The organism is Cyanobium sp. BA20m-p-22 (genome assembly GCF_024346275.1).
In the GTDB taxonomy this organism is placed as follows: Bacteria; Cyanobacteriota; Cyanobacteriia; order PCC-6307; family Cyanobiaceae; genus Cyanobium_A.
The window spans coordinates 1-11,347 of record NZ_JAGQCQ010000005.1; the positions used below are offsets into that span (position 1 = coordinate 1).

The following is an 11,347-nucleotide window of genomic DNA, read 5'->3' on the forward strand; positions in this document are numbered from 1 at the left end:
GGCCTCCGGGGGCCAACTCATGGCCAGCAGGGGCATGGCGGGGGTTGGTTTGGCACCCATCAAGATAGGTGCCTGGGCCCCGCGGCAGCAGCAGCCCGGATCGCCGCCAGCTCGTCGTCGGGGATCCGCTCGAGCTGCTTCATCACCAGGGCCATGCGGGGGTTGCGGCGCAGCTCCTGGGCATGGCGGGCTAAAAAGTCCCAGTAGAGGGTATTGAACGGGCAGGCCGTTGGGCCCTTGCGCTGTTTGGGGTTGTAGCGGCAGCCCTTGCAGTAGGTGCTCATCCGGTTGATGTAGTTGCCGCTTGCGGCGTAGGGCTTGCTGGCCAGGAGGCCGCCATCGGCGAACAGCCCCATGCCGAGCACGTTGGTCTGCATCACCCAGTCGTAGCCATCAATGAACATGCGGTGAAACCAGGCGGTGAAGGCCTGGGGATCCAGCCCAGCGATCAAGCCGTAGTTGGCCAGCACCATCAGCCTTTGAATGTGGTGGGCGTAGCCATTGGCGTTGAGCTCGGCCAGCACTGTCTCCATACAGGCCATGCCACTGCCGCCAAGTTGCTCCAGCCATGCGGGCAGGGGGCGATTGGCAGCGAAGTGATTGTGCTGGGGATAGTCAGCGCCGAACCACCAGTAGAGGCCGTGGGTGTATTCGCGCCAACCCAGGATCTGGCGGATCACTCCTTCCAGGCAGGCCAGGGGGGTGCCCCGCTCCAGGCCCGCCTGCTCCAGCCGCTGGATCACCTCCTGGGGATGCAGCAAGCCCAGGTTGAGGTAGGGAGAAAGCAGGGCATGCCAGAGGCTGGGTTGGCCGCTCACCATGGCGTCCTGGAATGGTCCGAAGCCATCTAGGCGGGTGGCGATGAAGTGCTCGAACACCGCGAGTGCCTGGCTGCGGGTCACGGCCCAGCTGAAGGGTTCACTCCGCCCAGGGAGTGGACCCACCCCATCTTTCTCCAGCTCCTCGGCAAGGCGCTCCACCTTGGCGATCACCGCGCCGGTGGTCCCATCCGGCGCAAAAACCAATGGTTCGGGGCCGGCCAGACTCTTGGGCGGGGCCTTGCGGTTGTCGTGATCAAAATTCCACTGGCCGCCGAGGGGTTGGCCGTCGTCGCCCATCAACACGCCAAAACGCTTGCGGCCCTGCCGGTAAAACAGCTCCATGCGCAGCTGCTTGTAGGGCCGGGCCCAGGCCGCGAATTCCTCCCGGCTCCAGAGGAAGGCGTTGGAGCGGTGCCATATCAACGGCACTGCCAGGTCCAGCCGCTCGATCGCCATCCGGAAGGGGCGCTCGGCCGGCTCCATCAGATGCAGTTCGCTGATGCTCTGTTCCTTGATCCAGCTCTGCAGAGCATCGGCAAAGGTGGATGCCTCGCGGTGGTCCACGCTCCAGCCGCTCTGGCGCAGCTCGGCGGCGAAGTGGCGCATGGCACTCCACACCAGCACCAGCTTCTGGCGGTGGTAGCGGCGGTGCTGCAGCACCGAAGTGCTTTCGATCAGCAGCACCCTTGCTTCTGCCGGAGCGAGGCTGGCGAGGGCCGCCTGGCTGGGCGAGAGCTGGTCTCCGAGCACCCAGACCCCCTTCACGGCTCGCTCCAGGGTCTGCGATGCCTGCGCGTCACTGCCGGAAGCGGCGGTCGGACTCGATCCAGCGCTCGAAGGCGGCCAGCCCTTCGATCAGCGCCCAGACGCTGAGGACGAAGGCCACCACCCCGCCCACGGCGAACAAGGTGGCCAGGAGCAGGGGGATCGCCGCCAGGGCCACCAGGGGAATCACCACCAGGGCTCCCAGGGCGGCCAGGCCCAGGATCGGGGCCACGATGGCCGGCGGAAGGCCATTCCTGCTGGCAACCCGGAGGGGTTGGGTCGGAGCCATGGCAACCCATGCTGAAATCATTGCCAATTCTGGGGCTCCAACTCCAGCGGCAACGGCGGCCCATGGGCGGAGAACCGGCCGCTTAGGCTCGTGGGGTCTCGCCGGCCAAGCGGCAGGCGCGTCGCGCTACGGCAGCTGCATAGCCCCGCTCCACCGGGCCAGCCAGGGGGCTGACGCCACCATTGCGGCAATCCACCACTAGGCGCTCATGCTGTCCCTGCTGGTCGCTTACCCGCAGGCGCAGCTGCCAGTGGTGCTTGGCGCTGCGACTGATCTCATCAGCACAGACCGGCCCGACGCAGACCCCGGGAGCAGCCCAGGCTGGACCCACCTGCAGCACCGGCAGGAGCCACATCACCAGGGAAAGCAGCAGCAAACCTGCAAGGCGCTTCAACTGGCCAACTCCTCGCCGGCGGGGTCGTCACTGGGGTGAAAGTAATCCCACACCTGGCGGGCCAGGGCCGGCCCAACCCCCGGGGCCGAAGCGATCTGGGCGGGACTGGCCAGCTGGATGGCATCGATCGAACGGAAGTGGGCAAGCAGCTCCTTGACCCGCTTGGGCCCTAGGCCGGGAATGTCGGAGAGCCGGGAGCGCTTCATACGCTCGCCCCGCTGCTGGCGGTGGAAGCTCACGGCAAAGCGATGGGCTTCGTCGCGCAGACGCCGCAACAGCTGGACGCCCAGCTGGTCGGGTTCACTCTCCAGCGGCAGCTTCGCCCCCGGCACGAAAACCTCCTCCCGCTGCTTGGCCAGGGAGCAGACCACCAGATCTTGATCGAGGTTGAGCTCCCGCAGGGCCTCCATCACGGCTGAGAGTTGGCCCTTGCCGCCGTCGATCATCACCACATCTGGCCAGTCGTTGAGGCCGCCGGTGTGGAGCGTGGTGTTGGCGGCCCGGCGCAGCTGGCGCAGGTCGGCACCCTCGGCCTTGGCCTGGGCCCAGCGGCGGAAGCGGCGGCGCATGATCTCGGCCATGGCCATGAAGTCGTCGGAGTGGCCGGAGTGGATCGAGCTGCTCTGGATCTTGTATTTGCGGTAGTGCTGCTTGGCCGGCAGCCCATCGATGAACACCACCTGGGAGGCCACGGCGTCGCTGCCCTGGATGTGGCTGATGTCGTAGCCCTCGATGCGCCGTGGTGGGCTCGGCAGCTCCAGCAGCTGGGCCAGGTCTTCGGTGGCCAGTAGTTGCTGCTCGGCGCCGCGCTGGGCCCGCTGCAGCTCATAGCTGGCATTGCGCTCCAGCAGCTCGATCAGGTCGGCTTTCTGCTGTCGCTGGGGCACGGCCAATTTCACCTTGCGGCCGCGGCGCTCCGCCAGCCACTCCTCGATCAGGGGCTGCTGGGGCAGGGCGTGCTGCAGCAGCAGCTCGGGGGGGATTTCCACCGGCTCCACCTGGCAGTAGTGCTCCTCCACCACCCGCTGCAGGATGCGGCCGGGCTCCAGGGGCTGGCCATCGGCGCCGACCGCATCGGCGGTGAAGCCGAGCCGGCCCACCAGCTTGCCGGCCCGCATCTGAAACAACTGGACCGCCGCCACCCGATCATCGGCGGCTAAGGCGACCACATCACGGCTCACCGAGCTGTCACCGAGGCTCATTTTCTGATCAGCGGTGAGGGTGTCGATGCCCTGCAGCTGATCGCGCACCCCAGCGGCACTCTCAAAGTCGAGGCGCTCGGCATACTTGCCCATCTGCTCGTTCAGCAGCTCGAGCAGCTCCTCGTTGCGCCCTTGAAACACCATTGCTACCTGACGCAGGGTGTGGTGGTAGGCCTCGGAGCTGATCTTTTCCTGGCAGACGCCTGGGCAGCGGCCGATGTCGTAGTTGAGGCAGGTGCGCTCCCTGTAAAGCGGCTGGGGCCGCTGGCGCAGCGGAAAAACCCGCTTCACCAAAGTGAGGGTGCGGCGCAGTAGGCCCACATCCACATAGGGTCCGTAGAAGCGATCCAGGGGTGAGCGAAACCGCCGGCGGCGGGTGATGAAGATGCGCGGATAGGCCTCACTCCAGGTGATGCACAGATAGGGATATTTTTTGTCGTCCTTCAGCAGCACATTGAAGTGCGGCTGGTTCTGCTTGATCAGGTTGGATTCGAGCGCCAGGGCCTCGGCTTCGCTATCGGTGACGATGAATTCGATCTCGCACACCTGGCGCACCATCAGGGAGATGCGCGGGCTGTGGCTATGGCCGCTTCCGCTTTGGAAATAGCTGCGCACCCTGGGGCGCAGCAGCTTGGCCTTGCCGATGTAAAGGATGCGGTCCTCACTGTCCCGCAGCAGATAGCAGCCCGGCTCAGAGGGCACCTCGCCCAGCCGGGCCTTAAGCCGTTCCGGTTGTTGCAGCAGGGGCAGTGCCAACTCAGCCGCCGTACTGCCAGCCCGTAGTGCCCAGCTCGAGGGCGGGGCCATCCCCATGCAGGGTGGCGGTTTTTACCTCACCGACAAAGACGGTGTGGTCCCCATGGGCGACCTGGCCTACGAGCTCGCATTCCACGGCGCCTATCGCGTCGGTGAGGATCGGCAGACCCAGGGCCCCCAGGCTGAACGGTGCGGCATCGAAGCGCCCACCCACCCCCTTTTGGGGCTTGAAAAAGACGGCTGCCAGGTCTTTTTGATCTGCCTTGAGCACGTTGAGGCAAAATTTGCCCGTTCGCTGGATCATGCCATTGCTGGTGCTGTCTGCCCGCACGGCCATCACCACCAGGGGCGGTTCAAAGCTCCCCTGGGTGACCCAGCTGGCGGTGAACCCGTTCACCTCATCGCCCTCGGCCACGCCACAGATGAACACGCCGTGGGGGATCTTGCGCAGCAGGGTCTTTTTGGCTTCGGCGTTGAGAGTGGCGTTCTGGGCCATGGTGGCAGGGGCACCCTGGGGCGCGGGAAACTCAGTTAACTCTAGAAATGCAGCAGCCCCCAACCGACCTTTCCCATGCGCGCCCTCTATCCAGGCAGTTTTGACCCGCTCACCCTGGGGCATCTCGACCTGATTGAACGGGCCGCCCGGCTGTTTGAGGGCCTCACAGTCGCGGTTCTGCAGAACCCCAGCAAGCAACCCGCCTTCAGCCTGGAGCAGAGGTTGGAGCAGATCCGCCTCGCTACGGGCCACCTGCCCCACGTCCAAGTGGGCAGTTTTGATGGCTTGACCGTGGATTGCGCCGTGCGCAGCGGCTCCGAGGTAATTCTGCGGGGGCTGCGGGCCCTGAGCGACTTCGAATTCGAGTTGCAGATTGCCCACACAAACAAGAGCCTGGCCCCCCTGGTGGAAACCCTCTTTCTGGCTACAGCCGTGCAGCACAGCTTTCTGAGCAGTTCGGTGGTGAAGGAAGTCGCCCGTTTCGGCGGCGATGTGCGTCACATGGTGCCCGCGGGAGTGGCGGAAGACCTTGCCAGGCTTTTTAATCGGGCAACCGCCTAAACCTCCCCATGGCCGAGGCCACCATCACCGCCTTCGATCAGCTCGACCAACTCGAAGAGATAGTGCTGGAAGGCAGCCGGATCCCCTTCAGCGGCGGTCGGCTGGTGAACGAACAGGATGCCATCGAGGTTCTCGACAGCCTGCGCGAGTCCCTGCCGGTCCAACTGGCCCAGGCCGTGGAGCTGATCCGTCAGCGCGAGGAATTTATCAACCAGGCCCGCCAGCAGGGCGAGGAGATCATCGCCTCGGGGAAACGGGAAAGGGAGCAGCTGATCAACAGTGCCTCCATCCGCCAGGAAGCCGAACGCCATGTGGCGGAATTGAGAGAGCAGGCCCGGCAGCAGTGCGAACAGCTGATGCTGCAGGCACGCAATCAGGTTGCCCAGACAGAGCAGGAGCACCAGGCCCGCATGGCCCAGATGGAGCAGCAGTTTGCCTCCCGCCGCCAGCAGCTGGAGCAGGAAAGCGCTGAACGCAACCGCCAGTTTCTGGAGCAGCATGAGCGCAACCGTCAGCAGGCGATGGGGGAGCTGGAGCAGATCCGCCAGGAGGGGGTACGGGTCCAACGGGATAGCCAGGCCGAGGCTGAGCGGTTGCAAAACGACGCCCTGCAATTCCGCCAACAGACCCAGCAGCAGTGCGACGCCCTCCTGGCCCGCAGCCGTCAGGAAGCCGGCGCAATCGAGGAGGGTGCCAATCGCTACGCCGAACAGGTGCTGGGCGAACTGGAAGGCCGCCTCAAGGAACTGAGCCAGGTGGTGCTCGGAGGCCGCAGGGAGCTGGTCCGGCTCCAGTCGCCTGAAACGATCACCCCTCCCCCCGCCGCCGATCTGACGGTCAGCCGCAGGCGTCGCCTGGCCAAAGGGGTCAAGCAGATGGTCGGCTAAAATCGTCCACTAGGACGCACAGAGCCTGGTGTTCTGGGCCTCGCGCAGAACCAGCCCGATGGTCTCGTTGGGGGAGCTTGCCCCGTTGCTGATTGCACTGACATAACGGGGCCCATCGTTTGTGACAAGTACGCCACTGATGGCCCGGACCCCAGTGATGGTGCCGGTCTTGCCATGAAACTTGCCCTGCAGCGGGGTGCCTACGTACAGGTTGCGCAGGGTGCCGCGTTGCCCTGCCACCGCCATCGAGGCCAGGTAATCTCGGCCGTAGGGATGCTGGTCCATCCGCAGGAGCAGGGCCGCCAGGAAGCGACTGGTGAGGCGATTGGCCCGATCCAGGCCACTGCCATCCACCACCCGCACACCCTGCATTGGCAAACCTTGCTGGGTTAGCCAGAGGGTTTCCCGTTGGGCTGCCTGGCCCAGATCCCAGCTACCCGCACCCTGGCGAAGCAGCACCTCGGCCGTGAAATTATGGCTTTCCGTGTTGGCCAGGCTGAGCAGATTGTGCATCGGTGCCGAGTTTTCCTGGTGCATCAAAACCGCATCGGCAGGCATGGGCGCCCGGGCTGAAATCAGCGATACCTGCACCTTGGCCCCCTGCTGCAACATCGTTTTTTCCAACAGGTTCTGGAGCCGGGAGGGGGGATTCATCACCGCCTCGTGAATGGCATTAGAGGTGAGCGCGAGCCGGGTGATCGGCGCGCCATAGGCGTAGTAACGATCATCGGGATGCCAACCCTGGGGCCACCAGGCCTGGCGCGGTTCCTCGGCGATCTGCAGTTTCAGCAGCGTTGGCAGCTGGTCGCTGTCACCACCGGAGCCCAGCGCCAGCTTCGCGAAGCGCTGCAACTGGGGTAGGGCGAGGTCGGGGTCGCCCTCACCGGTGAGCCGGAAACTGCCATCACTGAGCCGCCACAACTGGGTGCTGAGGCGATAGTCGGTGCCGAGCCTGTCGAGGGCATAGGCCGTGCTCACCAACTTTTGGTTGGAGGCAGGGATCCGGGGCCGGCTGCCGTTGAGGTCGGCCAGGAGCCGCCCCTGGGAATCGGCAATGGTGATGCTCCAGAGGGAGGCTTGGCCGCCAACCGTTGCCAGCAGCCGTTGTTGCAACGCGGGGCAGCTCAACTGGCTCTGCAGCTGGGGCAGACCAATCGGCGGTGGCGCTGCCGGCATGGTGGCCAGGGTCGCCGGCCCCTGCTGGGCAATGACAGCGGTAGGCAGCAGGGTTGCTGCTGGCAGTAGCAGCGCGGCAAGAATTCTGACAGGCTTCGGATAGGCCATCTCAGTTGGTTCCAATCTCAAGGCCGCTCACCGTGCCACCGAGCCGGTATTGCTGCCCCTCGATCTCCACCGGAGTACCGATCTTGAGATTCTGATTACCAAACACAACGCCGCCGCCGCTCTTGCGGCCTTGGCCTTCGAGCACAAAGCGGGCATCCAGATTGCCCAGCCTGGCCTGGTTTGGATCGGTGGCTGTCACCACACTGCCGTTGGGTTGGACTGCCACCAGAAGCCGTTGCAGGGGCTGAACCTGCTTGACCACCACCGAGCCATGGGGCTGGTTGCGGATCACGATGGCGACCTTCCCCTCGCTTTTGGCAGCCTCAATCAGGGCGCTCGGATTGGCCACGGGCACCCCGCGCACATCCACAAACACCGTGACCGGAGTCAGGGCACCGGTGGCCTTAGCCAGGGCCCCGCTCAGTTTGGGACTCCAGATCACCCCGACGGCGGCGAGGACTACGGCGGCGGCGGCAGCTGCATCCACCAGGCTCCAGGAGCGGCCGCTGGGGGCGGAAGGCAGGTCACTTTTGGCGGCCATCGGGCTCAGCGGCGTTCGAGGCAGTGTAAGAAGGTCGGCGTGAGCCCACTTACTTAGTTACGCAGCCCTTCGATGAAGGCGTCGATCACCCTGAGGTTGGCACCCAGGCCCAGGCCTGCCTCCCCTGCCAGGGCCTGGGCCTGTTCTTCCAGATCGGGTTTCTGCTCAAAACTGGCCACCGCGCGATAGCCATCTGGATCCGAGCGGTAGAGCTGCCATTGTTCTGGGAAGGCACGGCGCAGGGCGCCATCGGCTGTAGGGATCAGGGCGTAGGCCGTTTGCAGCTCGTGCAAAAAGCCCTTACGGCGCTCCCTGGCAACGCTACCGATGCCGATAGCCCCATCTTCGAGGCTGGCATTCAGCAATACGACGCTTCCGCGGTGGAGGGCGCAGACCTGCTCCACCTGGTCATAGTCCGAGGGTGCTGGTCCAACCAGCACCAGCACGCCCTCACTGCCGCCATCGGCCTGTTGCAGGCGCATCTGGTCTCTAAGGCTGGCAATGCTGGCGGCAAGGGTCGGAGCGTCGCGCTTGGCCAGGGCCGTGGCACCGGCATCGGCGCAGAGCAGCTTTGCGCCAAGCAGCACGGCTGTGAGTGCCCCATGCAGCCTCAGGGCCAGGGGGAGCAGCCGCAACCCCTCAAACCGCAGTTCCACGGTCCATAGCCCCCTTTGGCCTGACTCCAGGGCAGCCTGGATGGCCCCGAGGGCTTCAGCCTCGGCACTGCGCAGATCGGCGGGGAGCATCCAGTCCAGGGCGTTCAGATGAGCCTAGGGGGGCTGGGCTGACGGGCCCGCTCCAGGGCCGCCCCCACCCCGGCCAAATCCGCAGCCCGGTGCCAGGGCCCCAGGCTGAATCGCAGGCCGCTGGCCGCAACCTCACTGGTGTACCCCATGGCCAGCAGGATTGGGCTCGTTGTCAGACCAGCAGGGCCCCCAGCCTTACCACTGCTGCAGGCGGAGCCGCTGCCTACGGCATAGCCCTGCTGCCAGAGGCTGCGCACCAGCCGACGGCCTGAGAGGGGCTGGCCATCCGGGCCTGCCAGCAGGAGGCTGAGATGGTGGGGCAGGCGCTCAGGGGCCTCCAGATCGCGGGGATCGGGCCCCGAGAGCCTGACGCCCTCCAGCTGCAGCAACATCTCCAGCAGGGCATTGCGCAGGGGCCCCACCGGATCGCTGCCCCCATGGGCAACCAATCGGTCCATACAGAGTTCCAGGGCCCTGGCCAGGCCCGCCACCAGGGCCACGGGCTCCGTCCCGCCGCGCCGTCCCGCCTCCTGCCCGCCGCCGCCGATAAGGGGGCTTAGCTGGAGGTCAGGGCGCAGCAGCAGGGCACCAATCCCCCTGGGTCCCTGCAGCTTGTGGCCGGCAAGGCTGAGCAAATCGACGGGCAAGGCGTTGAAGTTGAGCTGTTGGTGGCCAATCACCTGCACCGCATCGACGTGCAGCAGCACACCGGCAGCCCTGCATTTGCTGCCAATGGCTTGCAGGGGCTGGATTGTGCCCACTTCGCTCTGGCCCCAGATCAGCGACACCAACCGCGTGGGCGGCACCAGCAATTGCTCGAGCAGCTGCTGATCCACCAACCCGAGCCCATCGACCGGCAACCGTTCAACATGCCAGCCGCGGCTTTGCAGCTGCTTTGCTGCAGCCAGGGTGGCCGGGTGTTCCACCGCTGAGATCAACAGGCGACCCGCAGGCAAAGCGGTTGCCACCCCCAGCAGGGCGGTGTGGATTGATTCGCTGCCGCCCGAGGTGAACAACACCTGGTGGCTGGCGCAGCCCAGCAGTTCCCCTATCCGTTGGCGGGAGCGTTCCAGCTGTTCGGCGGCAGCCAGACCAAAACCATGCAGGCTCGACGGGTTGGCCCAGGCCCCGGCATGGACCGCCGCCATGGCTTTTAGCACTTCAGGTGCCGGCGGTGTGGTGGCACAGGCATCCAGATAGTTGGCCCAGCAGCTAGCCACCGCCCTAGTCAAAATCTTCCTGGCCCCCTGGCGACCAGGGCTCTTTGGCGATCCTGGCCCGGATGCGGGACTCGAGCGAGTTGCTTGCCAGCGCCACCAGGTCGTCTAGGGAATTGGCCTCGAGCATGGCCTGCACCCTCGCCCGGGCATCCGCAGATGCACAGGCCTCTGGTTGGATACACCCTTGGACGCAGGCGCTGGCGCAGTCGACCCCGGCTGCCTTTGGACTGGGCTCCCCATGGCTGCTGCCCCACAGTTCGGGGGTGACTACCCCGTCAAAGACGGCCAGTGCCGGGCCGGTCATGAACAGATGGTCCGTCTGGCCATCCCACTCAATTTCGAGGCTGCCCCCGGGCAGGTCGAGCCTGGCGATCCGGTCGGCTAGGCCGAAGCGATGGGCCACCACCAAGGTGGCGCAGGCGCCAGTGCCACAGGCCAGGGTCGGGCCCGCTCCCCGCTCCCAGACCCGCATGACCAGATGGCTGGGGCTGAGCACTTGCACAAAATGAACATTGGTTCGGGCCGGAAAGGCCGGATGCAGCTCGAGGGCGGCGCCGAACCGCTCGAGGTCAATGGCAGCCACATCCGCAACGGGAACCACCACATGGGGATTGCCCATGCCGACGGAGCCAACTTCAAATTGGCTGCCAGCTATCTCCAGGCACCCCTGGGCAACCCCAGCTGGGCCCAGCTCCAGGGTTGTGGGGATGGCGGCAGGTTCCAGGAAGGGAACTCCCATGTCCACCCGGATGGTGCCGTCCTGACGGAGCTCAGGAACAATCATTCCTGCCAGGGTCTCGATCTGCCAGCGGCGTCCGGGTGGGTCGCCATCGCTGTCGGCCAGGAACCTGGCCAGGCAGCGGATGCCGTTGCCGCACATTTCGGGCTCGCTGCCATCGGCATTGAAAATCCGCATCCGCAACTCCCCCTCGCTCCGGGCAGGTAGAGCCAGGATCACTCCGTCAGCCCCAACGCCAAAACGCCGCTCGCACAGCCGTTGAATCCGCTCCGGGGTGAGCCCCAGATCGTCCTGATCGCTGGGGCTGAGCCGCCCATCAAGGATGAGGAAATCGTTTCCCAGTCCTTGATATTTGCTGAACTGGAGCACGATGGAGGCAAGCGCAGCCACAGCAGAATCCTATGCAGAGCTTTTTCGAGAAGCACTCGATCGCTCTCGATACGTCCCAGCCCAGCATTCGCCACCTGCAGGATCTGATTCGCCATCGCACCCCCGTGGCGATCCAGGTGGTGGGGATCGGTGAATTGGAAGGCACCCTGCACTGGCAGGACGGCAGCTACCTGGCCCTCAGCCAGGCGGAGGGCCGGCCCCTGACCCTGATCTATCGCTCGGCTGCCAGCACGATCCGGGCCCTGGGTTGAGAAAC

Annotated in this window: 13 protein-coding genes; 3 read left to right on the forward strand and 10 right to left on the reverse strand. The window is 65.5% G+C overall.

All coding sequences use genetic code 11. The features are described from left to right. Nucleotides 1–59: 59 nt before the first annotated feature. The 5 genes from KBZ15_RS00780 to KBZ15_RS00800 all read right to left on the reverse strand — a co-directional run bounded on the left by KBZ15_RS00780 (nucleotide 60) and on the right by KBZ15_RS00800 (nucleotide 4,723). Nucleotides 60–1,586, reverse strand: coding sequence for a cryptochrome/photolyase family protein (locus KBZ15_RS00780; RefSeq protein WP_255012613.1), 1,527 nt, complete (start codon nucleotides 1,584–1,586; stop codon nucleotides 60–62). A 31-nt stretch (nucleotides 1,587–1,617) separates the two neighbouring features. Beyond that, nucleotides 1,618–1,875: a glypican gene (locus KBZ15_RS00785; RefSeq protein WP_255012615.1), complete on the reverse strand. Its 258-nt coding sequence runs from the start codon at nucleotides 1,873–1,875 to the stop codon at nucleotides 1,618–1,620. 82 nt (nucleotides 1,876–1,957) lie between these two features. Then, a complete protein-coding gene (locus KBZ15_RS00790) occupies nucleotides 1,958–2,230 on the reverse strand; it encodes a hypothetical protein (protein ID WP_255012672.1) in 273 nt (90 codons plus the stop codon). 35 nt (nucleotides 2,231–2,265) lie between these two features. Beyond that, on the reverse strand, nucleotides 2,266–4,278 hold the full coding sequence (gene uvrC / locus KBZ15_RS00795) for an excinuclease ABC subunit UvrC (RefSeq protein WP_255012618.1): 2,013 nt from the start codon (nucleotides 4,276–4,278) through the stop codon (nucleotides 2,266–2,268). After that, complete coding sequence (locus KBZ15_RS00800) at nucleotides 4,229–4,723, reverse strand: flavin reductase family protein (RefSeq protein WP_197148863.1); 495 nt, start codon at nucleotides 4,721–4,723, stop codon at nucleotides 4,229–4,231. Before KBZ15_RS00800 ends, uvrC begins: the two co-directional genes overlap by 50 nt. 75 nt (nucleotides 4,724–4,798) lie before the next feature. On the opposite strand from KBZ15_RS00800, the gene coaD reads away from it, so the two are divergent. Together coaD and KBZ15_RS00810 are read left to right on the forward strand one after the other, a co-directional pair. Further along, nucleotides 4,799–5,284, forward strand: a complete 486-nt coding sequence (coaD, locus tag KBZ15_RS00805) for a pantetheine-phosphate adenylyltransferase (RefSeq protein ID WP_254932070.1) — start codon at nucleotides 4,799–4,801, stop codon at nucleotides 5,282–5,284. 8 nt (nucleotides 5,285–5,292) lie between these two features. Next, nucleotides 5,293–6,171: a hypothetical protein gene (locus KBZ15_RS00810; RefSeq protein WP_255012620.1), complete on the forward strand. Its 879-nt coding sequence runs from the start codon at nucleotides 5,293–5,295 to the stop codon at nucleotides 6,169–6,171. Nucleotides 6,172–6,180: 9 nt separating this feature from the next. On the opposite strand, the gene dacB is transcribed toward KBZ15_RS00810, so the two are convergent. The 5 genes from dacB to dapF are packed head-to-tail and all read right to left on the reverse strand — an operon-like array spanning nucleotide 6,181 to nucleotide 11,070. Continuing rightward, on the reverse strand, nucleotides 6,181–7,455 hold the full coding sequence (gene dacB, locus KBZ15_RS00815) for a D-alanyl-D-alanine carboxypeptidase/D-alanyl-D-alanine-endopeptidase (protein WP_255012624.1): 1,275 nt from the start codon (nucleotides 7,453–7,455) through the stop codon (nucleotides 6,181–6,183). Between the two features lies 1 nt (nucleotide 7,456). Continuing rightward, nucleotides 7,457–7,996: a DUF4330 domain-containing protein gene (locus KBZ15_RS00820; protein ID WP_255012627.1), complete on the reverse strand. Its 540-nt coding sequence runs from the start codon at nucleotides 7,994–7,996 to the stop codon at nucleotides 7,457–7,459. 53 nt (nucleotides 7,997–8,049) lie between these two features. Then, entirely contained in the window at nucleotides 8,050–8,742 is a 693-nt protein-coding gene (locus KBZ15_RS00825) for a DUF1995 family protein (protein ID WP_255012630.1), read from the reverse strand. Between the two features lie 14 nt (nucleotides 8,743–8,756). Further along, nucleotides 8,757–9,962 (reverse strand): cysteine desulfurase family protein, encoded by a 1,206-nt coding sequence (locus KBZ15_RS00830; protein WP_255012632.1) that lies wholly within the window; start codon nucleotides 9,960–9,962, stop codon nucleotides 8,757–8,759. Nucleotides 9,963–9,966: 4 nt separating this feature from the next. Continuing rightward, the gene (gene dapF / locus KBZ15_RS00835; protein ID WP_255012673.1) at nucleotides 9,967–11,070 is read right to left on the reverse strand and encodes a diaminopimelate epimerase; all 1,104 of its coding nucleotides are present in this window, start codon (nucleotides 11,068–11,070) and stop codon (nucleotides 9,967–9,969) included. A gap of 32 nt (nucleotides 11,071–11,102) precedes the next feature. Here dapF and KBZ15_RS00840 point away from each other — a divergent pair, with 32 nt between their 5' ends. Beyond that, nucleotides 11,103–11,342: an Hfq-related RNA-binding protein gene (locus KBZ15_RS00840; RefSeq protein ID WP_255012634.1), complete on the forward strand. Its 240-nt coding sequence runs from the start codon at nucleotides 11,103–11,105 to the stop codon at nucleotides 11,340–11,342. The last annotated feature ends 5 nt before the right edge of the window (nucleotides 11,343–11,347 follow it).

What these genes read in the sequence shown, in the direction of transcription:
- KBZ15_RS00785 (WP_255012615.1), bottom strand. Translation starts at nt 1,875, where the DNA reads ATGGCTCCGACCCAACCCCTCCGGGTTGCCAGCAGGAATGGCCTTCCG.
- KBZ15_RS00790 (WP_255012672.1), bottom strand. Translation starts at nt 2,230, where the DNA reads ATGTGGCTCCTGCCGGTGCTGCAGGTGGGTCCAGCCTGGGCTGCTCCC.
- uvrC (WP_255012618.1), bottom strand. Translation starts at nt 4,278, where the DNA reads ATGGCCCCGCCCTCGAGCTGGGCACTACGGGCTGGCAGTACGGCGGCT.
- KBZ15_RS00800 (WP_197148863.1), bottom strand. Translation starts at nt 4,723, where the DNA reads ATGGCCCAGAACGCCACTCTCAACGCCGAAGCCAAAAAGACCCTGCTG.
- coaD (WP_254932070.1), top strand. Translation starts at nt 4,799, where the DNA reads ATGCGCGCCCTCTATCCAGGCAGTTTTGACCCGCTCACCCTGGGGCAT.
- KBZ15_RS00810 (WP_255012620.1), top strand. Translation starts at nt 5,293, where the DNA reads ATGGCCGAGGCCACCATCACCGCCTTCGATCAGCTCGACCAACTCGAA.
- dacB (WP_255012624.1), bottom strand. Translation starts at nt 7,455, where the DNA reads ATGGCCTATCCGAAGCCTGTCAGAATTCTTGCCGCGCTGCTACTGCCA.
- KBZ15_RS00820 (WP_255012627.1), bottom strand. Translation starts at nt 7,996, where the DNA reads ATGGCCGCCAAAAGTGACCTGCCTTCCGCCCCCAGCGGCCGCTCCTGG.
- KBZ15_RS00825 (WP_255012630.1), bottom strand. Translation starts at nt 8,742, where the DNA reads ATGCTCCCCGCCGATCTGCGCAGTGCCGAGGCTGAAGCCCTCGGGGCC.
- KBZ15_RS00840 (WP_255012634.1), top strand. Translation starts at nt 11,103, where the DNA reads ATGCAGAGCTTTTTCGAGAAGCACTCGATCGCTCTCGATACGTCCCAG.